Genomic DNA, 22259 nt, shown 5'->3' on the forward strand with positions numbered 1-22259 from the left:
GGGCGCGTCACCACGCGTAGGCGTCTACCTCCGCCAGATAGCGTGCCCGCTTCTCCTCGTCGTCCTCCAGGAACGAGGCGAGGAAGGAGTTGCGGGCCAGTTCCCGCTGGCGTTCCTCCGGGAGGTTCAGGGCGCGGAAGTTGTCGTCCACGTAGCCGCCGAAGTACGCCGGGTCGTCGGAGTTGACGGTGCACAGCAGGCCCGCGTCCAGCATCGCGGGCAGCGGGTGGGCGGCCAGGTCCGGGACGGCGCGCAGGCGGACGTTGGACAGGGGGCACACCGTCAGGGGTATGCGGTCCCGGACCAGGCGGGCGACCAGCGCCGGGTCCTCCAGGCAGCGCAGGCCGTGGTCGACGCGCTCGACGCCGAGGACGTCCAGGGCCTCGGTGACGTACTCCGGCGGCCCCTCCTCGCCCGCGTGGGCCACCCGGCGCAGGCCGAGCGCGGCGGCGGTCTCGTACACCTCGCGGAACTTCACCGGCGGGTGCCCGACCTCGGCGGAGTCGAGGCCGACGCCGGTGATGCGGTCGAGGTAGGGCTTCGCGGCCATCAGGGTGTCCATGGCCGACTCGGCGGACTCGTCCCGCAGGAAGCACATGATCAGCCGGGTGGAGACGCCGTGCCGTGTCTCGCTCTCCCCCAGGGCGCGCCACAGGCCCTCGACGACCGTCTCCATGGAGACGCCGCGTGCGAGGTGGGCCTGCGGGTCGAAGAAGACCTCCGCGTGCCGGACGCCCTGCGCGGCGGCGCGGGCGAGGTAGGCGTCGGCGAGGTCCGCGAAGTCCCGCTCGGTGCGCAGCACCGCCATCAGCTCGTAGTACAGGTTCAGGAAGGACTGGAGGTCGTCGAAGTCGTACGCCGCGCGGATCGCGTCCGTGTCGGCGTACGGCAGCTCGACCCCGTTGCGGGCGGCCAGCGCGAACGCCAGCTCCGGCTCCAGGGTGCCTTCGATGTGCAGGTGCAGCTCAGCTTTGGGCAGGGGCATCAGGGAATCGTACGGCCGTTTCACCTGCGCTTCGGAACGGGCACCGTGAGCAGGTCATGGGCCACGGTCAGCTCGCCCTCGTATCCGGCGGCCCGCGCCTGGCGTTCGAAGTCGTCGGGGTCGGAGTAGCGCTGGCTGAAGTGGGTGAGGACCAGGTGCCGTACGCCCGACTCCCGGGCCACGCGGGCGGCCTGTCCCGCGGTGAGGTGGCCGTGCTCGACGGCGAGGCGTTCGTCGTCGTCGAGGAAGGTCGACTCGATGACGAGCAGGTCGCAGCCCTCGGCGAGGGCGTACACGCCGTCGCACAGCCGGGTGTCCATGATGAACGCGAACCGCTGCCCGCGCCGGGCCTCGCTCACCTCGTCCAGGGTGACCCCGGCGAGGACGCCCTCGCGCTGGATGCGGCCGATGTCGGGGCCCTTGACGCCGTGCGCGGCGAGCCGGTCGGGCAGCATCCGGCGGCCGTCGGGTTCGACGAGCCGGTAGCCGTAGGACTCGACCGGGTGGGACAGCTTGCGGGCCTGGAGGCGGTAGGCGCGGGTCGTCGCCAGGTCGCCGTCGGTGTCGACGGGGGCCTCGGTGAGGTCGACGGTCTCGCGGTAGGCGGTGGCGTACCGGAGCCGGTCGAAGAAGCGCTGCCCGGAGCGCGGGTAGTGGGCGGTGACCGGGTGCGGCACCTGGTCGAGGTTGATGCGCTGGATCACCCCGGCGAGGCCGAGGCAGTGGTCGCCGTGGAAGTGGGTGACGCAGATCCGGTTGATGTCGTGGGCGGCGACCCCGGCGCGCAGCATCTGCCGCTGGGTGCCCTCGCCGGGGTCGAACAGGATGCCCTCGCCGTCCCAGCGCAGCAGGTAGCCGTTGTGGTTGCGGTGCCGGGTCGGGACCTGGCTGGCGGTGCCGAGGACGACGAGTTCACGTACGGACACGTCGGCTCACCCGGGGGGCCACTGCAGGCCCCGGCCGCCCAGGACGTGGGCGTGGGCGTGGAAGACGGTCTGTCCGGCGCCGCCGCCGGTGTTGAACACGACGCGGTAGCTGTCCAGCTTCTCGTCGTCGGCGACGGCCTGGGTCTCGCGCAGCACGTCGGCGGCGAGTTCCGGGGCCCCGGCGGCGAGCGCGGCGGCGTTCGGGTAGTGCGCCTTGGGGATCACCAGGACGTGGGTGGGCGCCTGCGGGTTGATGTCGCGGAACGCGACGGTGGTGTCCGTCTCCCGGACGACGGTCGCCGGGATCTGCCCCTCGACGATCTTGCAGAACAAGCAGTCCTGTTGTGCTTCGCCTGCCATGCGTTTCGTGCCTCCTCACGCCGGTGATCCACTGACCTCGGCATCGTAGCGAGCGGTGTCGCGTGTTTATCCGCGGTCGAGGTCGGGCAGGGCGGGCGGGGTCTTCGCCGGGTTGCCCTCCAGCGCGGCCAGCGCGATCCGGACCGCCTCGTCGAGCTGCGGGTCGCGGCCCGCGGCGTGGTCCTGCGGGCGCTGCGGGACCTCGACGTCGGGGTCGACGCCGTGGTTCTCCACGCCCCACGCGTAGTTCTCCAGCCAGATCGCGTACTTGGGCTGGGTGATCAGGGTGCCGTCGACGAGCCGGTAGCGGCTGTCGATGCCGATGACGCCGCCCCAGGTGCGGGTGCCGACGACGGGTCCGAGGCCGAGCGCCTTGACGGCGGCGTTGACGATGTCGCCGTCCGAGCCGGAGAACTCGTTGGCGACGGCGACGACCGGCCCGCGCGGGGCGTCCTCCGGGTAGCTGTACGGCCGCATCCCGCGCGGCACCGCCCAGCCGACGATCCGGCGGGCCAGCTTCTCCACGACGAGCTGGGAGGTGTGCCCGCCGCGGTTCTCCCGGACGTCGACGACGAGTCCCTCGCGGGCGACCTCCACACGCAGGTCGCGGTGGATCTGCGCCCAGCCGGGGGCCAGCATGTCGGGGACGTGCAGGTAGCCGAGTCGGCCACCGGACTTCTCGTGGACGTGGGCGCGCCGGTCGGCGACCCAGGCGTGGTAGCGCAGCGGCTCCTCGTCGGCGAGCGGGACGACGACGGCGTGCCGTACGTCGCCGCCGCCGGACGGCGAGATGGTCAGCTCGACGGGTTTGCCCGCGGTGCCGACGAGCAGCGGTCCGGGGCCGGTGACCGGGTCGACGGGGCGTCCGGCGACCGCGACGATGGCGTCCCCGGGACGGACGGCGACACCGGGCGCGGCGAGCGGGGAGCGGCCGTCGGGGTCGGAGGTCTCCGAGGGCAGGATGCGCGCGATGCGCCACACGCCGTCGGCGTCCCGGGTGAGGTCGGCGCCGAGCAGGCCCTGCCGGGCGCCGTCCCCGAAGCCGCCGCGCGGGATGACGTAGGCGTGTGAGGTGCCCAGCTCGCCCTGGACCTCCCAGAGCAGGTCGACGAGGTCGTCGTGGGTGGCGAGGCGGTCCAGGACGGGGCGGTAGCGGTCGAGGACGCCGTCCCAGTCGACGCCGTTCATGTCGGGCCGCCAGAAGTGGTCCCGCATGATCCGGCCGGTCTCCTCGAACATCTGCCGCCACTCGGCGGCCGGGTCGACGAACTGCCGTACCCGGCTGAGGTCGACGGTGATGTGGGTGTCGCCGTCGTCGTCGTGGGCGGCGCGCCGGTCGCTGGGGACGACCTTGAGGCGGCCGTCGCTCCACAGCAGGACGCGCTTGCCGTCGCCGCTGACCTCGAAGTGGTCGGCGTCGGCGGCGAGGTGTTCCAGGCGGTGCTGGGCGAGGTCGTAGCGCTCCAGCTCGCTCTTGGGGTCGGGGTCGTCCGGGGTGGCCCGGGAGACGCCGAGGACGCCGCGCACCGGGTGCCGCAGCCACAGCACGCCGTCCTTGGCGGCACGCAGGTTGGAGTAGCGGCCCGCCTCCACCGGGAACGGCACGATCCGGTCCGCGAGCCCTTCGAGGTCGATGCGGGTGGCCGGGGCGCCCTCGCCGTCGGGGGTCTCGTCCTTGTCGGCGTTCTCGAAGGGGCGGCCGTGCCGTTGCGGGCCGAACGGGGACGGCGTGGTCGCCGCGAGGGTGATCAGGTGCGGCCGGTCCCCGACGACGAACGCCAGGTCGAAGACGTGCTCGTCGTAGACCGGGTCGAAGGAGCGGTTGGAGAGGAAGGCGAGGTGCTTGCCGTCCGGGGTGAAGGCGGGGCTGTAGTCCTGGAAGCGCAGCGGGGTCGCCTCGGTGACGGACAGGTCGGTGGTGTTGGCCAGCTTGAGCTGGCACAGCGGGCGCGGGCCCGGGTGCGACCAGGCCAGCCAGGTGGAGTCCGGGGAGAACACCAGGCCGGTGGCGTCGCCGTCCTCGCTGCGGTCGAGTTCGCGGATCTCCCCGGAGTCGCGCTCCACGAGCAGGACCCGCCCGTCGTGCGCGGCGACGGCGGCCCGGCTGCCGTCCGGCGCCATCGCCAGGTCGAGCACCCGGCCGAGTTGTCCGGCGGCGAGGCGGCGCGGGGTGGCGCCCGGGGCGAGGCCGGTGGCGGGCGCGAACTCCAGGGCGTCGTCGCCCTCGGCGTCCGTCACCCACACCACCCACTCCTCGCCGTCCACGCGGAACGTGCGCGGCAGCCGGGCCCGCACCCCCGGTTCGGCGGCGAGCGCGCGGGCCGGTCCCGAGCGGTGGGTGACCCAGTGCACGGCGCCGCGCACGGCGACCGCGCTGCCCCGCGCGGTGTGGTCCGGGAAGGCGGAGCCGAACCAGCGGGCGGTGCTGACCGGGTAGGGCTGCTGGTCGGCGCGCTGCCCGCCGAGCCGGATGTCGAGGCGGCGCGGCTCGGCGCCGTCGAGGTCGTCGAGGAGCCACAGCTCCCCGGCGCTGGCGTACGTCACGCGGGTGCCGTCGGTCGCGGCGTGCCGGGCGTAGAAGCCGCCGAGGGGGGTGTGCCGCCGCAGGTCGGAGCCGTCGGCGAGGGAGGAGTACAGGGCGCCGGTGCCCTCGTGGTCGGAGAGGAACGCGATCCGCTCCCCCACCCAGAACGGGTACTCCAGGTTGCCGTCCAGGTCCTCGTGGAGCCGGACGAACTCGCCGTCGCCGTCCCGGTCGATCCACAGCTTGCCCGCCGTACCGCCCCGGTACCGCTTCCACCAGGCGGCCTCGCGGCCCATCGGCGCCGACAGCAGCACGGTGGCCGGGCCGTACGCCACCTCACCGACCGGCCCGTACGGCAGCCGGGTCGCCGGGCCGCCGTCGAGGGGGACGGCGTGCGCCCAGGAGCGGCGCAGGCTGGCCTGGCCGTGGGTGGTGAGGGCGAGGACCTCGCCGTCCGGGGTCCAGCCGCGGACCTGGGTCTTCCAACTGCCCCAGTGCGTGAGGCGGCGGGCGGGGCCGCCGTCGACGGGCGCGATGTGCGCCTCGGGGGCGCCGTCGCGGGTGGAGGTCCAGGCGACGGTGGTGCCGTCGGGCGAGATGCGCGGGTGGTTCACCGGCACGTTGTCGGCGCTCACGCGCCAGGCACGGCCGCCGTCGAGGGGCGCGAGCCAGACGTCGTCCTCGGCGGTGAACGCGACCAACTCGCCGTGCGGATGCGGGAAGCGGAGGTACGCCGGTGCGGCGGACGCTGCTGACTGAGTCACCCGAGCAACCCTATGCAGGTGAGGTGTCCGCGAACAGCGGTTTCGATCACTTGCCGCCCCACCACTCGCCGCTCCGTCACTTGCCGTCGGGCCAGCACCGCGGGGCCTGCTGGCAGTAGACGGTCTTCGTGACGGTCACGGTGACCGTCGGCCCCGGCTGCTGCCCGCCGGGGTTCCCCACGGGCGGGGTGCTCGGCGCGGCGTCGCAGTCACCGAGACCGGTGACGCGGAACCGCTCCCTGCCGTCGACCTTGACGGTGAGCTGGCCGCGTACGCAGGCGTTGTTGACGGCGCGGGTCACGTTGCCGTCGACGGTGATCTCCTTGCCGCTGTCGGTGCGGCCCTGGCAGTCGACGTCCGCGACGGTGTCCTCGCTGGCGGTCGGCGTGGTGTTGTCGCCGTTGCCGAAGCTGGCGGTGCAGTTGAGCCACTGCACGCCGGTGTCCCGCCGCTCCAGCTCCCGGGTCATCAGCTCGTCGGTCGTGAACGCCACCGACGTCGAACTGAGCTGGCCCGGCTCACAGGCCACCAGACCGCCCACGGCGACGACCGCGAGCCCCACCATCCCTGCCATCCGTCGCGACACCCCCATGGCAGGCAGCGTGCCACCGTCACGCCGGTCACGGAAGGGCGCATACGGACACCGTGAAATCCCGAGCGAAACGGACGTTCGACGTCATAGCGTGACCGTCATGGGGAACGACCACAGGCTGAGGAGGCTCGTCGTCGACGAGCACACGGCGTACGACTGGACGTTGCGGCACTCGCACGCCCCCGACGGCGGCTGCCGGGAGACACTGACGCTCTACCGGGACCCGCGCACGGTCACCCGGATCGTCTTCGGCTCCGGGGAGGGCCGCTACGTCGCCGAGGGGTACTGGTACTCGGGCTCCGTCACCGACGGCCGGGGCAACCTGCTGAACCTGCACGAGCCGGGCGTGGTGCGGGCGTTCGTGGACGAGGCGGACCGGCGGGGGCTGCTGGCGGAGCCGGGCGCGGGGACGGTGGAGGTGGACGGCTGGGAGCTGTTCCGGGCGGTGGTACGGGGCCGGGAGGCGCTGGCCTGAGGGCCACCGGGAGACGGCCCGTCAGTCCCAGCGGCCGGTGCGACCCAGCAGCAGCGCGGTCGCCGCCGTGCCCGCCGTCGAGGTGCGCAGCACGCTGCGGCCCAGCCGGTAGGGCCGCGCCCCGGCCGCCGTGAACAGCGCCAACTCGTCCGGTGACACGCCCCCTTCGGGGCCGACGACGAGCACGATGTCACCCTCGGTGGGCAGTTCGGCGGTGGCCAGCGGCGCGTCACCGCTCTCGTGGAGTACGGCGGCGAAGTCCGCGTCGGCCAGAAGTGAGGCAACCTGCCTGCTCGTCGCCGCGTCCGCGACGTCGGGGAAGCGGACCCGGCGGGACTGCTTGCCCGCCTCGCGGGCGGTGGCCCGCCACTTGCCGAGCGCCTTCGCGCCGCGCTCGCCCTTCCACTGGGTGACGCAGCGGGCCGCCGCCCACGGCACGATCGCGTCGACACCGACCTCGGTCATGGTCTCCACGGCGAGTTCGCCCCGGTCGCCCTTGGGCAACGCCTGCACGACCGTGATCCGGGGCCCCTCCTCGGGCTCCTCCCGCACCGCCGTCAACTCCGCCACGACGAGCCGGTCCTTGCCCTCGGCGGCCTTGACGACGCCCTCGGTGAACCGTCCGCGCCCGTCGGTGAGGACGACGGCCTCACCGGGCCGCAGCCGCTTCACGGAGACCGCGTGCCTGCCCTCGGGCCCGTCGAGGACGAACTCGGCGCCGACCGCGTCGAGCTGGTCGGCCACGAACACCGGCGCGGTCATCAGCCCCGCCCTCCCGTCGACAGCGCCGTCCGCGCCGCGTCGAGTTCGGCGGCGAGGACCTCCACGAGCTGCCCGGCGGGCAGTTGCCGGGCCATCCGGTGGCCCTGCCCCGCCCACAGCGCCATGCCCTGCGCGTCCCCGGCCCGCGCCGCCGCCTTCCGCAGCGGCGAGGTCAGGTGGTGCACCTCCGGGTAGGCGGCGGGCGCATACGGCCCGTGCTCCCGCAGGAACCGGTTGACCAGGCCGCGCGCGGGCCGACCGGAGAACGCCCGGGTCAACTCGGTGCGCACGAACAGCGGGTTGGTCAGCGCCTCCTTGTGCACGGCGTGGGCGCCGGACTCGTCGGTGGCGAGGAACGCGGTGCCGAGCTGCGCGGCGCTCGCCCCGGCGCCGAGCACGGCGGCGATCTGGCTGCCGCGCATGATGCCCCCGGCGGCGACGAGCGGCACGCTGACCGCCTCCCGCACCTGGGCGAGCAGGGACAGCAGCCCGATCCCGGCGCCGTCCCGCTCGGGCAGGTCACGGTGGGTGCCCTGGTGGCCGCCCGCCTCGACGCCCTGCACGATCACCGCGTCCGCCCCGGCCTGCTCGACGGCGACGGCCTCGTCGACGGTGGTGGCGGTGACCAGGGTGACGGTCCCGGCGCGGCGCAGGGCGGCCAGCACGTCGGGGGCGGGCACGCCGAAGTGGAACGACACCACCGGCACCGGGTTGTCCAGGAGCACGGCGAGCTTGGTCTCGTAGCCGTCGTCCCGGCCGCTGTCGGGGTCGCCCAGCTCGGTCTCGTACCAGACGGCCTCACCGGCGAGCTGATGGGCGTAGACGTCGACGGCGGCGGCCTCGGCATACTCGGGCTGCGGCATGAAGAGGTTGACGCCGAAGGGGTGCTGGGTGAGGCTCCGCAGTTGCTTGATCTCCTGGTACATCCCGTCGGCGGTCTTGTACCCGGCGGCGAGGAAGCCGAGCCCGCCCGCCTCGGACACGGCTGCGGCGAGGCGCGGCACGGAGACGCCGCCCGCCATGGGGGCCTGCACGATCGGAAGGGCGAGGAGATCGGTCAGTGCGGAGGACATGACCGCATGTTGTCACGTCCTCCGCGGCAGTCCGAATCGGGTCTTCCGCAGGCATATGCCTAGGGAAGACCCCGCACGTCAGCGAGGCGCCAGCAGCGGGCCCAGCGGCCGTCAGGGGCGCCTTTCAGCGACCGTCGAACGTGTCCCTCAGCGACCGCCGAAGGTGTCCCTCAGCGACCGTTGAAGGCGTCCTTCAGCCGGGAGAACAGGCCCTGCTGGCCGGGCTGGAACTGCCCCTGCGGGCGCTCCTCGCCGCGCAGCTTGGCCAGTTCGCGCAGCAGCCGCTCCTGCTCGACGTCCAGCTTGGACGGCGTCTGCACCTCGACGTGCACGATGAGGTCACCGCGCCCGCCGCCACGCAGGTGCGTCACACCGCGCCCGTGCAGCGGGATCGACTGCCCGGACTGGGTGCCGGGGCGGATGTCGACCTCCTCCATGCCGTCGAGCGTCTCCAGCGGCACCTTCGTGCCGAGGGCCGCCGCCGTCATCGGGAGGGTGACCGTGCAGTGCAGGTCGTCGCCGCGGCGCTGGAAGGTGGGGTGCGGCAGCTCGTGGATCTCCACGTACAGGTCACCGGCGGGGCCGCCGCCGGGGCCGACCTCGCCCTCACCGGCGAGCTGGATGCGGGTGCCGTTGTCGACACCGGCGGGGATCTTCACGGTCAGCGTCCGCCGCGAGCGGACCCGGCCGTCACCGGCGCACTCCGGGCACGGGGTCGGCACGACGGTGCCGAAGCCCTGGCACTGCGGGCACGGCCGCGAGGTCATGACCTGGCCCAGGAAGGACCGGGTGACCTGGGAGACCTCACCGCGGCCCCGGCACATGTCACAGGTCTGCGCGCTGGTGCCCGGCGCGGCGCCCTCGCCGTTGCAGGTGGAGCAGACGATGGCCGTGTCGACCTGGATGTCCTTGGTGGTCCCGAAGGCCGCCTCGTCCAGCTCGACCTCGATGCGGATCATCGCGTCCTGGCCGCGGCGGGTGCGCGAGCGCGGTCCGCGCTGCGACGCCGTGCCGAAGAACGCGTCCATGATGTCCGAGAAGTTCCCGAAGCCGCCCGCGCCGAAGCCGCCCGCGCCACCGCCGCCCGCCTGGGACAGCGGGTCGCCGCCGAGGTCGTAGACCTGCTTCTTCTGCGGGTCCGACAGCACCTCGTAAGCGGCGTTGATCTCCTTGAACCGCTCCTGCGTCTTCGGATCGGGGTTGACGTCCGGGTGCAGCTCGCGCGCGAGCCGCCGGAAGGCCTTCTTGATCTCTTCCTGCGACGCGTCGCGACGCACGCCGAGAACGGCGTAATAGTCCGTGGCCACCTACGACTCCGCCAGGATCTGTCCGACGTACCGTGCCACCGCTCGTACCGCTCCCATCGTTCCCGGGTAATCCATGCGGGTCGGTCCGACCACGCCGAGTTTGGCTACTGCCCTGCCGCCCGAACCGTAGCCGACCGACACCACCGACGTGGAGTTGAGCCCCTCGTGGGCGTTCTCGTGACCGATACGGACGGTCATGCCCGGATCCTTCGCCTCGCCCAGGAGCTTGAGGAGCACGACCTGCTCCTCCAGGGCCTCCAGGACGGGCCGGATCACGAGGGGGAAGTCATGTCCGAAGCGGGTGAGATTGGCGGTGCCGCCGATCATCAGCCGCTCCTCGTTCTCCTCGACGAGGGTCTCCAGCAGGGTGGAGAGCACCGTCGAGACCGTGCCGCGGTCCTCGACGTCGAAGGCTTCGGGCAGGTCCTCGACGAGGGTGGGCACGTCGGTGAAGCGGCGGCCCGCGACCCGGCTGTTCAGCCGCGCCCGCAGGTCCGCCAGCGACGTCTCACCGAACGGCGCCGGGCAGTCGACCATCCGCTGCTCGACCCGCCCGGTGTCCGTGATCAGCACCAGCATCAGCCGCGCCGGGGCCAGCGCCAGCAGTTCCACGTGCCGCACCGTGGACCGGGTCAGCGACGGGTACTGCACGACGGCGACCTGCCGGGTGAGCTGCGCCAGCAGCCGCACCGTGCGCGCCACGACGTCGTCGAGGTCGACCGCGCCGTCGAGGAAGTTCTGGATCGCGCGCCGCTCGGGCGCGGTCAGCGGCTTCACCTCGGCCAGCTTGTCGACGAAGAGCCGGTAGCCCTTGTCGGTGGGGATGCGCCCGGCGCTGGTGTGCGGCTGGGCGATGTACCCCTCGTCCTCCAGGGCGGCCATGTCGTTGCGCACGGTGGCCGGGGAGACCCCGAGGCCGTGCCGCTCGGTGAGCGCCTTGGAACCGACGGGCTCCTCGGTGCCGACGTAGTCCTGGACGATGGCGCGCAGCACCTGGAGCCTTCGTTCACTGAGCATCGCGCACACCTCCAGCGGTCGTCCCCTTGACGCTCCCCCTGGCACTCGCGGCCTACGAGTGCCAGCCTTACCCGGCCCAGTGTACGGCGGTCGGGTACGCCCCCGGCAAGGCCGGTACCACGACGGCGTGCGTGAACGGGCGTTACAGCTAGCGTCGCGGTTATGACGGTGACTTGGGAAGAGCTGGGGTGGGAGCGGCTGGCGCCGGGGGTCGGGCGGTGCCGGTTGCCGGGGTGGGACTGCACGGTGGGGCTGGTGGTCGGGGCGGGCGCGGCCCTGATGGTCGACGCGGGGTCGAGCCTCGCGGAGGGCGCCAGGTCGCGTACGCGGGCGCAGGCGCTCGCCGGTCACCGTGTGACCCATCTCGCGCTCACCCATCCCCACTTCGACCACGTCCTCGGCGCGGCGGCGTTCGCGGGCGCGCAGGTGTACGGCGCGGTCGGCGTGGACGCGGTCCTCGGCTCCCGGTCGGGCCGCGCCGAGCTGCGCGCGGACGCCGTACGGCACGGCCTCGCCGAGCCCCTGGCCACGGAGGCCGCCGAGATCCTGCCCGTGCCCCGCCACCACGTCTCCGGCGAGTGGACGCTCGACCTGGGCAGCGGACGGCAGGTGCTGCTCGCCAACGTGGGGCCCGGCCACACGGCGTACGACCTCGCGGTGCTGGTGCCGGGCGACCCGGAGGTGGTGTTCTGCGGCGACCTGGTCGAGGAGTCGGGGGAACCGCAGGCGGGACCCGACGCCGTACCGGCGAGGTGGCCGGAGGCGCTGGACCGGCTGCTGTCCCTCGGCGGTGAGGACGCGGTGTACGTGCCCGGTCACGGGGCGGTGGTGGACGCGGCGTTCGTGCGGGCGCAGCGGAACGCGCTGGCGGCGCGTTTCGGCGTGTCGCGCTGAGGGCGCGCGGGGGCGTCCATATCGTCATCCGAATGCGCCAGTACTCCGCCGACCTGACCCCACCCTGGAAGAAGCCCCGCCCGGTGCCCGAGGTCCCGGCCGACCCCGGTCTGGTGGTGGAGGAGCCGCGCACCGGCTTCTGCGGCGCGGTGGTCCGCTGCGAGGCGGGCACGGTGACCCTGGAGGACCGCTTCGGCAAGCACCGGGTGTTCCCGCTGGAGCCGCGCGGGTTCCTGCTGGAGGGCGAGCCGGTGACCCTGGTGCGACCGGCGAACGGTCCGGTACGGCCCACCCGCACCGCCTCCGGCTCGGTCGCCGTCCCCGGCGCCCGCGCGCGCGTCGCCCGCGCCGGGCGGATCTACGTCGAGGGCCGCCATGACGCCGAGCTGGTGGAGAAGGTCTGGGGCGACGACCTGCGCGTGGAGGGCGTGGTCGTGGAGTACCTGGAGGGCGTCGACGACCTGCCGGGGATCGTCGAGGACTTCGCCCCCGGCCCGGACGCCCGCCTGGGCGTCCTGGTCGACCACCTCGTACCGGGCTCGAAGGAGTGGCGCATCGCGGAAGCGGTGACGAGCGAGCACGCCCTCGTCGTCGGCCACCCGTACATCGACGTCTGGGAGGCGGTGAAGCCGTCGTCGCTCGGCATCCCGGCCTGGCCGCGGGTGCCGCACGGCCAGGACTGGAAGACGGGGGTGTGCCGGGCGCTGGGCTGGCCGTCGGACAACACGGGCGCGGTGTGGCAGCAGATCCTGAAGCGGGTGACGTCCTACAAGGACCTGGAGCCGGAGCTGCTGGGCAGCGTGGAACGGCTCATCGATCACGTGACCGTGTCCTGAACGTCGTCCGGCCGTTGACAGACCGGGCCTGGTGGGCTGCTCTCCGCCGCTGCGGAGGTGGTCCGTCGATCAGCTCGTCCACACGGCCGAGCAGTTCCTGCTCCCCGCCGAAGCGGGGGTGACCCCTCAGTCCACCAGGTCCCGCACCACCGCGTCCGCCAGGAGCCGCCCGCGCAGCGTCAGCACGGCCCGCCCCTCGTCGTAGGGGCCCTGCTGGAGCAGGCCCTCCGCCAGCGCGCGCCCCGCCGCCGCGAGCCCCGCCTCCCGCAGCAGCGACAGGGGTACGCCCTCCCGGAGCCGCAGCTCCAGCAGGACGCGCTCGACGCGGCGGTCCTCGTCGGACAGCAGTTCGCGGCCCGCGCCCGGTGACCGCCCGTCCGCCAGCGCCGCCGCGTACGCCCCCGGGTGCTTGACGTTCCACCAGCGCACGCCGCCGACGTGGGAGTGGGCGCCGGGGCCCGCGCCCCACCAGTCGGCGCCGCGCCAGTACAGCTCGTTGTGGAGGCAGCGGGCGGAGGCGGAGGTCGCCCAGTTGGAGACCTCGTACCAGTCGAGGCCCGCCCCCGACAGCACCTCGTCCGCGATCAGGTACCGGTCCGCGTGCACGTCGTCGTCGGTCATGGGGACCTCGCCGCGGCGGATGCGGCGGGCGAGCTGCGTGCCCTCCTCGACGATCAGCGCGTACGCCGAGACGTGGTCGGGCCCGGCGCCGAGCGCCGCGTCCAGGGACGCCCGCCAGTCGTCGTCGGACTCGCCCGGGGTGCCGTAGATCAGGTCCAGGTTGACGTGGTCGAAGCCCGCCGCGCGGGCCTCCGCGACGCACGCCTCGGGGCGGCCGGGGGTGTGGGTGCGGTCGAGGACCTTCAGGACGTGCCGCCGGGCGCTCTGCATACCGAAGGAGATCCGGTTGAAGCCGCCCTCGCGGAGCGCCGCGAGGTACGCCGGGTCCACCGACTCCGGGTTCGCCTCCGTCGTGACCTCCGCGTCCGCCGCGAGCCCGAACTCGTCACGGATCGCCCCCAGCATCCGTACGAGGTCGTCGGCGGCCAGCAGCGTCGGCGTACCGCCCCCGACGAACACCGTGCGCACCTCGCGCGGGTCGTCGCCGAGGACCTTGCGGGCGAGGCGGACCTCGTCGGTGAGGGTGGCGGCGTAGTTGTCGCGGGAGGCGAGGACACCGCCGGTGCCCCGCAGCTCGGTCGCGGTGTAGGTGTTGAAGTCGCAGTAGCCGCAGCGGGTCGCGCAGTACGGGACGTGCAGGTAGAACCCGAGGGGGCGGGTCGCCGCCCCGGCGAGCGCGGACGCGGGCAGCGCGCCGTCGGCGGGGACGGGCTCGCCGTCGGGGAGTGCGGAAGGCATGTACCCCATTGTCCGGCATCGGCGCCGGACGCTACTCCGCCTGTAGGACCAGCAGCGCGAGGTCGTCCTCGGGCGGCCGTCCGCCGAAGTCGTGGACCAGGCGCCGGATGCGTTCCGCGATCAGGTCGGCGCCGAGCCCGGCGCATCCGGCGAGCGCGGTCGCGAGGCCGTCCTCGTCGTCGAACTGGCGGGAGCCGCTGCGCCGCTCGGTGACCCCGTCGGTGACGCAGAGCAGGCTGTCGCCGGGCGCCAGCTCGACCGTCTCGCTGGTGTACGTCTCGTCCTCGACGACGCCGAGCAGGGTCTGCGGGCGGGCGGCGGTGCGCACGGTGCCGTCGGGGCGGAGCACCAGCGGCAGCGGGTGGCCCGCGGAGGCGAGGGTGAGGCGGACGCCGCCGACGTCGAGGGGCACCAGTTCGCCGTAGAGCAGGGAGAGGAAGCGGGTCTGCGGGCCCTCGCCGGGCGGGACGGGGCCGACCAGGGCGCGGGCGGCGGCGTCGGCGGCCTCGGTGGCGTCGTCCAGGAGGAGCTGGTTGAGGCGGTCCAGGACGTCCGCGACGCGGTAGCCCTCGCGGGCCAGCAGCCGCAGCCAGGGCCGGGCGAGGCCGATGACGACGGCGGCCTCGGGCCCCTTGCCCTGGACGTCCCCGATGGCGAAGCACCAGCGGCCGTCCCCGGCCGGGAACAGGTCGTAGAAGTCGCCGCTGGGTCCGCCCTGGTCGCAGGGTTCGTAGACGAGGGCGCTGCGCACGCCGGGGATCTCCGCGACCGCGCCGGGCAGCAGTCCGCGCTGGAGCACGGCGCTGATGGTGGCCTGCCGGGCGTACTGGCGGGCGGCGCCGATGGCGAGCGCGACCCGGCGGCTGAGGTCCTCGACGAGGCCGGTGATCTCGTCGGGGAAGCGGGGCAGCCCGGCCCGGCCGATGACGAGGGTGCCGAGGGGACGTCCGCCCGCGGCGAGGCGGTAGGCGAGGGCGGCGCCGTGCGTCCCGCGCGGGCCGAGCGCGGAGCCGGGCCACGGGTAGGGGACGGGTCCGGAGCGCAGGGCGTCGGGCGGCTGCGGCGGGTCCTTCTCCAGGACGCGGCGGAGTTCCTCCAGGTGCTCCTCGCTGCGGTGCCAGACGCGGGCGAGCCGGGCGCCGGACAGCCGGGCACCGGTCGGTCCGCCGCCGTCGCCGCCGCCGCTGCCCCAGCCGCCTCCCCGGCCCATCGCCTCGTCCTCCAGCCAGACGGCGCACCAGTCGGCCAGCCGGGGCACGATGAGCTGGCCGGTGAGCGCGGCGACCAGGTTCTCGTCGAGTTGTCCGGCGAGCAGGTCGGAGGCCTCGGCGAGGAAGGACAGGGCGCCCCGGCCCAGCCAGTCCCGGTCGGCGCCCGAGGCGCGCGGCTCGGGCGCGAGCAGTTCGGCGACGCGCAGGCCGAGGTCGGCCGTCCCGACGGTCCCGTCGCGTTCCTCGGCCGGGAGCCGGGCCCACACGGTCTTGGCGTCGCGCTGGTAGCTGACGCCCCAGGCGTCCGCGAGGGCGGCGACCAGCCGCAGCCCGCGCCCGTGTTCCGGCGCCTCGCGGGGCGGGCGTGCGGGGTGCCGGTCGGTGACCTCCACGACCAGCGCACCGGTGCCGGGCTCCAGGCGGCAGGCGAGCACCACGTCGGTCCCGGCGTGCACGACGGCGTTGGTGACCAGCTCGCTGACGGCCACCATGGCGTCGTGCGCGAGCCGCCCGCTGATCTTCTCGGTGCCGGGCAGGCCGCGGTCGGTCCACTCCCCGAGCGCGGCGCGGACCAGCCCGCGCGCGGTGCCGGGGGCGAGGGGACCGCCGGACAGGGTGGCGCGCAGGTGTGCCGCGGTGGCCGTGTCCGCGGGCCCCTCGGCGGCCAGGGAGACGGTCTCCCGTTGCGTGGGAATGGCCCCCATGGACGGCTCCCCGGACACTCGGACGGACAGACCTCAGTCAATGCCGACAGGGTGACAGAAAGACGGCGCCCATACGCACGGAGTTACCGAAGTGAGCCAACGGGGGTGAGGGAGCTGTAGTACACGAGTCCTAAGCTGGCCGATTCTGATCGGAAGGGGCACGAGGACCGACGCTCGCGCCCCCGCGCCCGCCCCTACGCCTCGCGCGCCCCGGCGTACATCTCCTCGATCAGGTGCCCGTACTCCCGCTCCACCACCGGCCGCTTCAGCTTCAGGCTCGGCGTCAGCTCACCGTGCTCCACGTCGAGGTCCCGCGGCAGCAGCCGGAACTTCTTGATGGTCTGCCAGCGCTGGAGCCCCTGGTTCAGCTCCCGCACGTACCCGTCGATCAGCTCCACCGTGGCGGGCGCCGCGACGACCTCCGCGTACGACTTCCCCGCCAGGCCGTTCTCCCCGGCCCACTGGAGGATCGACGGCTCGTCGAGCGCGATCAGCGCGGTGCAGAAGTTCCGGTCGGCGCCGTGCACGAGGATGTTGGAGACGTACGGGCACACCGCCTTGAACTGCCCCTCGACCTCCGCCGGGGCGATGTACTTGCCGCCGGAGGTCTTGATGAGGTCCTTCTTGCGGTCGGTGATGCGCAGGTAGCCGTCGGGCGACAGCTCGCCGATGTCGCCGGTGTGGAACCAGCCGTCCGGCTCCAGCACCTCGGCGGTCTTCTCGGGCAGCTTGTGGTAGCCCTGCATGATGCCGGGGCCGCGCATGAGGATCTCGCCGTCGTCGGCGATGCGGACCTCGGTGCCGGGCAGCGGCTTGCCGACGGTGCCGGTGCGGTAGGCCTCGCCGGGGTTGACGAAGGACGCGGCGGAGGACTCGGTGAGGCCGTAGCCCTCCAGGATGTGGATGCCCGCGCCGGAGAAGAAGTAGCCGATGTCGGGCGCGAGGGCGGCGCTGCCCGAGACACAGGCGCGCAGCCGCCCGCCGAACGCCTCGCGGATCTTGGCGTAGACGAGCTTGTCGGCGACGCCGTGCTTGGCGCGCAGCCCGAAGGGGACGGACGCCGTGCCCGTGCGGCGGAAGTTGTCCTGGCTGACCTTGGCGTACTCGCGGGCGACCTCGGCCGCCCACTGGAAGATCCTGTACTTGGCGCCGCCGCCCGCGCGGGCCTTCGCCGCGACGCCGTTGTAGACCTTCTCGAAGATGCGCGGCACGGCCGCCATGTACGTCGGCTGCACCACCGGCAGGTTCTCGATGATCTTGTCGACCCGGCCGTCCACGGCGGTGACGTGGCCGACCTCGATCTGGCCGGAGGTGAGCACCTTGCCGAAGACGTGCGCGAGCGGCAGCCACAGGTACTGCACGTCGTCCGGGCCGACCAGCCCGGTCGCGGCGATCGCCTTCGCCATGTACGACCAGTTGTCGTGCGGCAGCCGTACGCCCTTGGGTCGGCCGGTGGTGCCGGAGGTGTAGATGAGGGTGGCGAGCTGGTCCTTGGTGATCGCGCCGACCCGGTCCCTGACCAGGTCGGGGTCCTTCTCCAGGCGGGCGGCGCCCCGGCTCTCCAGCTCGGCGAGGGTCAGGATCCAGTCGCCGCTCTCCACGCCGTCGCCGTCGACGACCACGACGTGCGTCAGCTCGGGCAGCTCGGCGCGCTTCTCGACCGCCTTGGCGAGCTGCTCGGCGTTCTCCGCGATCAGCACCCGGCTCTCGGAGTCGGAGAGGATGTACGCCGATTCGTCGGCGTTGGTCTGCGGGTAGACGGTGGTCGTCGCGGCGCCCGCGCACATGATGCCGAGGTCGGCGAGGATCCACTCCAGGCGGGTGCCGGAGGCGAGCGCGACCCGCTGCTCCGGCTCGACGCCCAGCTCGATCAGTCCGGCCGCGATGTTGAACACCCGTTCGGCGGCCTGCGCCCAGCTCAGCGACTTCCAGTCGTCGGGACCCTCGCCGGAGGCCGCGGGCACCGGGTAGCGGTAGGCCTCGGCGTCCGGGGTGGCCGCCACCCGCTCCAGGAAGAGGCCGGCCACGGACGGCGGACGGTTCTCGATCAGGGTCTGTGTGTCGCTCACGACATCCTCCGGGGCCCGCGACGGTGCGGCTGGATCAGTGGGCTCGTAGCACTCTCAGGGCACTTGTTTAACTCACGAGTAACCTGCGAGTGGAGATCAGGGTAAGGCCCGACCGGCCGTGACGTAAGGGCCCGCGCCCTGTGACTTCCTCCGGACGGCGCCATGGACGTGACCAGGGGCCCGCCGCACTTTCGTACGACGGGCCCCTGTTGCGCCCGTTTTGCCGTGGGGCGGCCCGGTTACTTCTTGGCCTTGCCCGACCCCGCGCTGTCATCGCTGGAGAGCACCGCGATGAACGCCTCCTGCGGAACCTCCACGGAACCCACCATCTTCATCCGCTTCTTGCCTTCCTTCTGCTTCTCCAGCAGCTTCCGCTTACGGGAGATGTCACCGCCGTAGCACTTGGCGAGGACGTCCTTGCGGATGGCGCGGATGGTCTCGCGGGCGATCACCCGGGAGCCGATGGCGGCCTGCACCGGCACCTCGAAGTTCTGCCGCGGGATGAGCTCCTTCAGCTTGGCGACGAGCCGCACGCCGTACGCGTACGCCTGGTCCTTGTGGGTGATCGCGGAGAAGGCGTCCACCTTGTCGCCGTGCAGCAGGATGTCGACCTTGACGAGGGAGCTGGACTGCTCGCCGGTGGGCTCGTAGTCCAGCGAGGCGTAGCCACGCGTCTTGGACTTGAGCTGGTCGAAGAAGTCGAAGACGATCTCCGCGAGGGGGAGCGTGTAGCGGATCTCGACGCGGTCCTCGGAGAGGTAGTCCATGCCGAGCAGCGTGCCGCGCCGGGTCTGGCACAGCTCCATGATCGCGCCGATGAACTCGGTGGGCGCGAGGATCGTCGCCCGCACGACCGGCTCGAAGACCTCCGCGATCTTCCCCTCGGGGAACTCGCTCGGGTTGGTGACCGTGTGCTCCTCGCCGTCCTCCATGATCACGCGGTAGACCACGTTCGGCGCGGTGGCGATCAGGTCGAGGCCGAACTCGCGCTCCAGCCGCTCGCGGATCACGTCGAGGTGCAGCAGGCCGAGGAAGCCGACGCGGAAGCCGAAGCCGAGGGCGGCGGAGGTCTCCGGCTCGTAGACCAGGGCGGCGTCGTTGAGCTGGAGCTTGTCGAGGGCCTCGCGCAGCTCCGGGTAGTCGGAGCCGTCCAGCGGATACAGGCCGGAGAAGACCATCGGCTTGGGGTCCTTGTACCCGCCGAGCGCCTCCGTGGCGCCCTTGTGCTGGCTGGTGACGGTGTCACCGACCTTCGACTGGCGGACGTCCTTCACCCCGGTGATCAGATAGCCCACCTCACCGACGCCGAGGCCGTCGGCCGGGAGCATCTCGGGCGAGTTCGTGCCGATCTCCAGCAGCTCGTGCGTGGCGCCGGTCGACATCATCCTGATCCGCTCACGCTTGTTGAGCTGGCCGTCGATGACACGGACGTACGTCACGACACCGCGGTAGGAGTCGTAGACCGAGTCGAAGATCATGGCGCGGGCGGGGGCGTCCTTGACACCGACCGGCGCGGGGATCTCCTGGACGACCTTGTCGAGCAGCGCCTCGACCCCGAGCCCGGTCTTGGCGGAGACCTTCAGCACGTCGTCCGGCTCACAGCCGACCAGGTTCGCCAGCTCCTCGGCGAACTTCTCCGGCTGCGCGGCCGGGAGGTCGATCTTGTTGAGTACGGGGATGATCGTGAGGTCGTTCTCCATCGCCAGGTAGAGGTTGGCGAGGGTCTGGGCCTCGATGCCCTGGGCGGCGTCGACGAGGAGGATGGTCCCCTCACAGGCGGCCAGGGACCGCGAGACCTCGTAGGTGAAGTCGACGTGCCCCGGGGTGTCGATCATGTTGAGGATGTGCGTGTTGCCCTTGTCATGGGTCGGGGCCCACGGCAAACGCACCGCCTGGGACTTGATCGTGATGCCGCGCTCGCGCTCGATGTCCATGCGGTCGAGGTACTGAGCGCGCATCTGCCGCTGCTCGACCACCCCGGTCAGTTGGAGCATCCGGTCGGCGAGCGTGGACTTGCCGTGGTCGATGTGCGCGATGATGCAGAAGTTGCGGATCAGAGCCGGGTCGGTACGGCTCGGCTCGGGCACATTGTTAGGGGTCGCGGGCACGCAGGGTCCTGTCTCTTGAGGCGCCTTATGCCTCGGGTCGGATCGATACGTAGCTTCCATGGTCCCACGGGCGGCGACCGGGAGCGGGTTTGGGCCACTCAACGGGCCGCTGGTAGTGTGGGGGGCTGTGTCTCATGCCCTCTCAGCGCGAGGCACGTCTTCGAAAATCACCTGGTACGGGACGCACGGGGTTGCCCGGCGCCTCCGTACCTGAACCTGAAAAGGCTCATTCGTGGCGAACATCAAGTCCCAGATCAAGCGGAACAAGACCAACGAGAAGGCCCGGCTGCGCAACAAGGCCGTCAAGTCCTCTCTGAAGACCGCGATCCGCAAGGCCCGTGAGGCCGCTGCCGCGGGTGACGTCGAGAAGGCCACCGAGTACCAGCGCGCTGCCGCGCGTCAGCTCGACAAGGCCGTCTCCAAGGGCGTCATCCACAAGAACCAGGCCGCCAACAAGAAGTCGGCGCTGGCCAACAAGGTCGCGTCCCTCAAGGGCTGAAACCTCCTTTGATCTGACCGTCGGCGGGACATAGGGCGGGCCCTCTCTCATCCGCTCCCCACCGGCACCTCCGAGCCGCCCGCGGCCTGCGTTCGCCACGCGGGGGCGGCTCTACCGCTTCACCCGGAGGCCCCGGTGCCGCGCCCTTCCCCAGGGCGGGCACCGGGGCCTCCGGCATGGGCCTCACGCCCAGAACTCGTCGGCCGCGTCGATGTCGGTGACGCACTCGTCGATGTCGGTGACCTTCTCACCGACGATCCGGAAGATCAGGCATCCCGTCTCGTCGTAGCTCCGGCCGCCCCGCTCGGCCTGGAAGCGGTGCAGGGCGACGGCGTGCCCCCGGCCGTCGACCATCACGTTGAGCATCTCGACCCGCATCGTCCCGGCGGTCTCCTCGGCGAGCCTGCCGTACATGTCGATGATCGCGTCCTGCCCCTTGAAGTCCCCGGCCAGCGGATGGCTGCCGGGCACATGATGCGTACAGTCCGCCGCGAGCAGCCCGCGCAGGGTGTCCATGTCCCCGCGTACGAAGGCGTCGTAGCCCTTGCGGACGAGTTGAGCGTGCACATGTTCAGCCACCGGAACCGCCACCTCTCCATTGACTCGGCGATTTTGGCTGATGTGTCCGATTCTCCTCCGGGCCGGGAGATGCCGCCGCTGGAGCTAGGTACGGCCCCGGGAGCGTGCCGCCCTCGCGATGGTGACGACCGCCTTCTCCAGGGCGTACTCGGGGTCGTCGCCGCCGCCCTTCACCCCGGCGTCCGCCTCGGCCACCGCGCGGAGGGCCAGGGCGACGCCGTCCGGGGTCCAGCCGCGCATCTGCTGGCGGACCCGGTCGATCTTCCACGGGGGCATACCCAGCTCACGGGCGAGGTCGGCGGGGCGTCCGCCACGGGCGGAGGACAGCTTGCCGATCGCGCGGACGCCCTGCGCGAGGGCGCTGGTGATCAGCACCGGGGCCACGCCGGTCGCGAGCGACCACCGCAGCGCCTCCAGCGCCTCCGCCGCCCGCCCCTCCACCGCCCGGTCCGCGACGGTGAAGCTCGACGCCTCGGCCCGCCCCGTGTAGTACCGCCCGACGACCGCCTCGTCGATGGTGCCCTCGACATCCGCGACCAACTGCGACACCGCCGACGCCAGCTCCCGCAGGTCACTGCCGATCGCGTCCACGAGCGCCTGGCACGCCTCCGGCGTCGCGGACCGGCCGAGCACCCGGAACTCCTGCCGCACGAAGGCCAGCCGGTCCGCGGGCTTGGTCATCTTCGGGCAGGCCACCTCCCGCGCCCCCGCCTTACGCGCCGCGTCCAGCAGCCCCTTGCCCTTGGCGCCGCCCGCGTGCAGCAGCACCAGCGTGATCTCCTCGGCGGGCGCCGCCAGATACGCCTTCACGTCCTTGACCGTGTCGGCCGACAGGTCCTGCGCGTTGCGCACCACCACGACCTTGCGCTCCGCGAAGAGCGACGGGCTGGTCAGCTCCGCGAGCGTCCCCGGCTGCAACTGCTCCGGCGTCAGCTCCCGCACGTCCGTGTCCGCGTCGGCGGCCCTCGCGGCGGCCACCACCTCCCGCACGGCACGGTCGAGCAGCAGCTCCTCCTGCCCCACGGCAAGAGTCACCGACGCGAGGGGATCGTCATTCACAGTCTTCCTGGCCATCGCGCCCAGCATCCCACGCCCCACCGACAACGCCCCCGGCGGAGGCGGCCGGGGTCACCTGGAGTGGGCCAACGCGGAACCATGGTCGTGCGAGCGGGAGCGGCGGGCGGGCGCGGTCGACCACGGCGGAGCGCCGGGCGG

Annotated in this window: 19 protein-coding genes; 4 read left to right on the forward strand and 15 right to left on the reverse strand. The window is 72.8% G+C overall.

Going from position 1 to position 22259, the window contains the following annotated elements:
* Window positions 1-7 precede the first annotated feature (7 nt).
* The 5 genes from ACFQZ6_RS11935 to ACFQZ6_RS11955 all read right to left on the reverse strand — a co-directional run bounded on the left by ACFQZ6_RS11935 (window position 8) and on the right by ACFQZ6_RS11955 (window position 6133).
* A complete protein-coding gene (locus tag ACFQZ6_RS11935; RefSeq protein ID WP_381607480.1) occupies window positions 8-985 on the reverse strand; it encodes an adenosine deaminase in 978 nt (325 codons plus the stop codon).
* A 20-nt stretch (window positions 986-1005) separates the two neighbouring features.
* Entirely contained in the window at window positions 1006-1911 is a 906-nt protein-coding gene (locus ACFQZ6_RS11940) for a ribonuclease Z (RefSeq protein WP_381607482.1), read from the reverse strand.
* Between the two features lie 6 nt (window positions 1912-1917).
* Entirely contained in the window at window positions 1918-2271 is a 354-nt protein-coding gene (locus ACFQZ6_RS11945) for a histidine triad nucleotide-binding protein (RefSeq protein ID WP_381607484.1), read from the reverse strand.
* A gap of 66 nt (window positions 2272-2337) precedes the next feature.
* Window positions 2338-5559 carry a S41 family peptidase gene (locus ACFQZ6_RS11950; RefSeq protein WP_381607487.1) on the reverse strand — a complete coding sequence of 1074 codons (3222 nt, stop codon included), beginning with the start codon at window positions 5557-5559 and terminating at the stop codon, window positions 2338-2340.
* 76 nt (window positions 5560-5635) lie between these two features.
* Window positions 5636-6133 (reverse strand): hypothetical protein, encoded by a 498-nt coding sequence (locus tag ACFQZ6_RS11955; RefSeq protein ID WP_381607489.1) that lies wholly within the window; start codon window positions 6131-6133, stop codon window positions 5636-5638.
* A 118-nt stretch (window positions 6134-6251) separates the two neighbouring features.
* Between ACFQZ6_RS11955 and ACFQZ6_RS11960 the strand changes: the two genes are divergently transcribed.
* Window positions 6252-6626 carry a hypothetical protein gene (locus ACFQZ6_RS11960; protein ID WP_381607491.1) on the forward strand — a complete coding sequence of 125 codons (375 nt, stop codon included), beginning with the start codon at window positions 6252-6254 and terminating at the stop codon, window positions 6624-6626.
* Window positions 6627-6647: 21 nt separating this feature from the next.
* On the opposite strand, the gene ACFQZ6_RS11965 is transcribed toward ACFQZ6_RS11960, so the two are convergent.
* The 4 genes from ACFQZ6_RS11965 to hrcA all read right to left on the reverse strand — a co-directional run bounded on the left by ACFQZ6_RS11965 (window position 6648) and on the right by hrcA (window position 10785).
* Window positions 6648-7388, reverse strand: a complete 741-nt coding sequence (locus ACFQZ6_RS11965; protein WP_381607493.1) for a 16S rRNA (uracil(1498)-N(3))-methyltransferase — start codon at window positions 7386-7388, stop codon at window positions 6648-6650.
* On the reverse strand, window positions 7388-8461 hold the full coding sequence (locus tag ACFQZ6_RS11970; RefSeq protein WP_381607496.1) for a nitronate monooxygenase: 1074 nt from the start codon (window positions 8459-8461) through the stop codon (window positions 7388-7390). The genes ACFQZ6_RS11965 and ACFQZ6_RS11970 overlap by 1 nt, the downstream gene beginning before the upstream one ends.
* A gap of 170 nt (window positions 8462-8631) precedes the next feature.
* Window positions 8632-9768 (reverse strand): molecular chaperone DnaJ, encoded by a 1137-nt coding sequence (gene dnaJ / locus ACFQZ6_RS11975; protein WP_381607498.1) that lies wholly within the window; start codon window positions 9766-9768, stop codon window positions 8632-8634.
* On the reverse strand, window positions 9769-10785 hold the full coding sequence (gene hrcA, locus ACFQZ6_RS11980; protein WP_210919332.1) for a heat-inducible transcriptional repressor HrcA: 1017 nt from the start codon (window positions 10783-10785) through the stop codon (window positions 9769-9771).
* A gap of 162 nt (window positions 10786-10947) precedes the next feature.
* On the opposite strand from hrcA, the gene ACFQZ6_RS11985 reads away from it, so the two are divergent.
* Window positions 10948-11679 (forward strand): MBL fold metallo-hydrolase, encoded by a 732-nt coding sequence (locus tag ACFQZ6_RS11985; RefSeq protein ID WP_381607501.1) that lies wholly within the window; start codon window positions 10948-10950, stop codon window positions 11677-11679.
* A gap of 32 nt (window positions 11680-11711) precedes the next feature.
* Complete coding sequence (locus ACFQZ6_RS11990) at window positions 11712-12515, forward strand: DUF3097 domain-containing protein (protein ID WP_381607503.1); 804 nt, start codon at window positions 11712-11714, stop codon at window positions 12513-12515.
* 126 nt (window positions 12516-12641) lie between these two features.
* Here ACFQZ6_RS11990 and hemW read toward each other — a convergent pair whose 3' ends face one another.
* The 4 genes from hemW to lepA all read right to left on the reverse strand — a co-directional run bounded on the left by hemW (window position 12642) and on the right by lepA (window position 19966).
* A complete protein-coding gene (gene hemW, locus ACFQZ6_RS11995) occupies window positions 12642-13874 on the reverse strand; it encodes a radical SAM family heme chaperone HemW (RefSeq protein ID WP_381607505.1) in 1233 nt (410 codons plus the stop codon).
* Window positions 13875-13905: 31 nt separating this feature from the next.
* Window positions 13906-15789 (reverse strand): SpoIIE family protein phosphatase, encoded by a 1884-nt coding sequence (locus ACFQZ6_RS12000; protein ID WP_381607507.1) that lies wholly within the window; start codon window positions 15787-15789, stop codon window positions 13906-13908.
* Between the two features lie 194 nt (window positions 15790-15983).
* Entirely contained in the window at window positions 15984-17858 is a 1875-nt protein-coding gene (locus ACFQZ6_RS12005; protein ID WP_381607510.1) for an AMP-dependent synthetase/ligase, read from the reverse strand.
* Window positions 17859-18097: 239 nt separating this feature from the next.
* Window positions 18098-19966, reverse strand: a complete 1869-nt coding sequence (gene lepA, locus ACFQZ6_RS12010) for a translation elongation factor 4 (protein ID WP_381607512.1) — start codon at window positions 19964-19966, stop codon at window positions 18098-18100.
* 232 nt (window positions 19967-20198) lie between these two features.
* Here lepA and rpsT point away from each other — a divergent pair, with 232 nt between their 5' ends.
* Window positions 20199-20465, forward strand: a complete 267-nt coding sequence (gene rpsT, locus ACFQZ6_RS12015) for a 30S ribosomal protein S20 (RefSeq protein WP_381607515.1) — start codon at window positions 20199-20201, stop codon at window positions 20463-20465.
* Window positions 20466-20648: 183 nt separating this feature from the next.
* On the opposite strand, the gene ACFQZ6_RS12020 is transcribed toward rpsT, so the two are convergent.
* Both ACFQZ6_RS12020 and holA read right to left on the reverse strand, forming a co-directional pair.
* Window positions 20649-21044 (reverse strand): nuclear transport factor 2 family protein, encoded by a 396-nt coding sequence (locus ACFQZ6_RS12020; RefSeq protein ID WP_381607517.1) that lies wholly within the window; start codon window positions 21042-21044, stop codon window positions 20649-20651.
* 84 nt (window positions 21045-21128) lie between these two features.
* Complete coding sequence (gene holA, locus ACFQZ6_RS12025) at window positions 21129-22118, reverse strand: DNA polymerase III subunit delta (protein ID WP_381607519.1); 990 nt, start codon at window positions 22116-22118, stop codon at window positions 21129-21131.
* Between the last annotated feature and the right edge of the window lie 141 nt (window positions 22119-22259).

Source organism: Streptomyces flavalbus (assembly GCF_042674625.1).
GTDB lineage: Bacteria > Actinomycetota > Actinomycetes > Streptomycetales > Streptomycetaceae > Streptomyces > Streptomyces flavalbus.

Coding starts and splice junctions, on each gene's coding strand:
- ACFQZ6_RS11960 (WP_381607491.1), top strand. CDS start 6,252: ATGGGGAACGACCACAGGCTGAGGAGGCTCGTCGTCGACGAGCACACG.
- ACFQZ6_RS11935 (WP_381607480.1), bottom strand. CDS start 985: ATGCCCCTGCCCAAAGCTGAGCTGCACCTGCACATCGAAGGCACCCTG.
- hrcA (WP_210919332.1), bottom strand. CDS start 10,785: ATGCTCAGTGAACGAAGGCTCCAGGTGCTGCGCGCCATCGTCCAGGAC.
- ACFQZ6_RS12000 (WP_381607507.1), bottom strand. CDS start 15,789: ATGGGGGCCATTCCCACGCAACGGGAGACCGTCTCCCTGGCCGCCGAG.
- ACFQZ6_RS11955 (WP_381607489.1), bottom strand. CDS start 6,133: ATGGCAGGGATGGTGGGGCTCGCGGTCGTCGCCGTGGGCGGTCTGGTG.
- ACFQZ6_RS11945 (WP_381607484.1), bottom strand. CDS start 2,271: ATGGCAGGCGAAGCACAACAGGACTGCTTGTTCTGCAAGATCGTCGAG.
- ACFQZ6_RS11970 (WP_381607496.1), bottom strand. CDS start 8,461: ATGTCCTCCGCACTGACCGATCTCCTCGCCCTTCCGATCGTGCAGGCC.
- ACFQZ6_RS11965 (WP_381607493.1), bottom strand. CDS start 7,388: ATGACCGCGCCGGTGTTCGTGGCCGACCAGCTCGACGCGGTCGGCGCC.
- hemW (WP_381607505.1), bottom strand. CDS start 13,874: ATGCCTTCCGCACTCCCCGACGGCGAGCCCGTCCCCGCCGACGGCGCG.
- holA (WP_381607519.1), bottom strand. CDS start 22,118: ATGGCCAGGAAGACTGTGAATGACGATCCCCTCGCGTCGGTGACTCTT.
- ACFQZ6_RS11985 (WP_381607501.1), top strand. CDS start 10,948: ATGACGGTGACTTGGGAAGAGCTGGGGTGGGAGCGGCTGGCGCCGGGG.
- ACFQZ6_RS11990 (WP_381607503.1), top strand. CDS start 11,712: ATGCGCCAGTACTCCGCCGACCTGACCCCACCCTGGAAGAAGCCCCGC.